The following is a 1061-nucleotide window of genomic DNA, read 5'->3' as shown; positions in this document are numbered from 1 at the left end:
CCCCCTCATCGGGGAATTCTAAGAATTTCTCCCACAAACATTTTACTCACACTAGAGGTAAAGGTTATTACAATCTTCATGTTTTTCCCTCTGCTTGTTGTTAAATCAACACAATGAAAATCAAAATCCCTCTCAGATCGAGGTTCCAGAACAGTGTATCAAATGTGTTTCTTTTATTGTCTATTTGTAGGGAGATAAAATACTGTTAATATGTTACTTTTATGTTACTTTTTTACTATCAATTCATAAAGCCGTTTTGAACCGATATATACTACATGAATAGATAAATACATGAGGAACAAAAATAAGGAAACATAAAGACGACCTTTATCTGTCATTACAATTTCATTAGACACAAGAGAATAAATCAAAACATAAAAATAGAAAAAGGCAAGCATCAGAAGTGCTTCAGAAAGAAAACCAAGAATTCCTTTCGAGCGGTTCAAGATTATAGAAAAAATCGTATCTACCACCCCTGTTATGACTAAAGTAGTTATAAAAAATTTTAGGATAATTTTGATAGAAGAAAAGGTTCCAAACGAATTAATACGGACATCGGTTGTCAACGAAACAAAATGTATTACTAAATAAAAAAGTAGGAAAGGTAATGAAATAATGGCTAAGCACATAAAGGATACAACTGTTATTGCAAAGATGTGATCTGAAACAGAATATTTATTTCTACTTTTTTCTTTTTTTATCATATCCAAAATCCCCTCTTTTTGTAAATTTATATATTGGATAATAGATCTTGATGATGTATAAAATTTTGTGTAACACATTTTGCTAGACCAAAAAGAAAAAGGTAGGGTATTCTCTGATTGGACGAAAAACATTCTAAAGAAAGCATTCCTGTTAGGAGCTTTTCCGGGGACTTGATCAAAAAAAGCCCTCTTGGTATGATGCAGGGGTGTCAAACATCACTCACCATACCAAGGAGGACTTCAGATGAATTGTACACAAAACTATAAAATTGATCAAGTAACCGAACAAACGCTTGTCGTGGGAATCGATATCGCGAAACGAACCCACTACGCCTGCTTCGTGGATGACCGGGGGCG

At 33.6% G+C, this 1061-nt stretch carries 1 protein-coding gene; it reads right to left on the bottom strand.

The window, feature by feature from the left end; translation table 11 throughout:
• Nucleotides 1-224: 224 nt before the first annotated feature.
• The gene (locus tag BM278_RS18215) at nucleotides 225-704 is read right to left on the bottom strand and encodes a hypothetical protein (RefSeq protein WP_090952559.1); all 480 of its coding nucleotides are present in this window, start codon (nucleotides 702-704) and stop codon (nucleotides 225-227) included.
• Between the last annotated feature and the right edge of the window lie 357 nt (nucleotides 705-1061).

Origin of the sequence: Parageobacillus thermantarcticus, from assembly GCF_900111865.1 — a bacterium.
In the GTDB taxonomy this organism is placed as follows: domain Bacteria; phylum Bacillota; class Bacilli; order Bacillales; family Anoxybacillaceae; genus Parageobacillus; species Parageobacillus thermantarcticus.
This window is presented reverse-complemented; position numbering and strand designations above follow the sequence as displayed.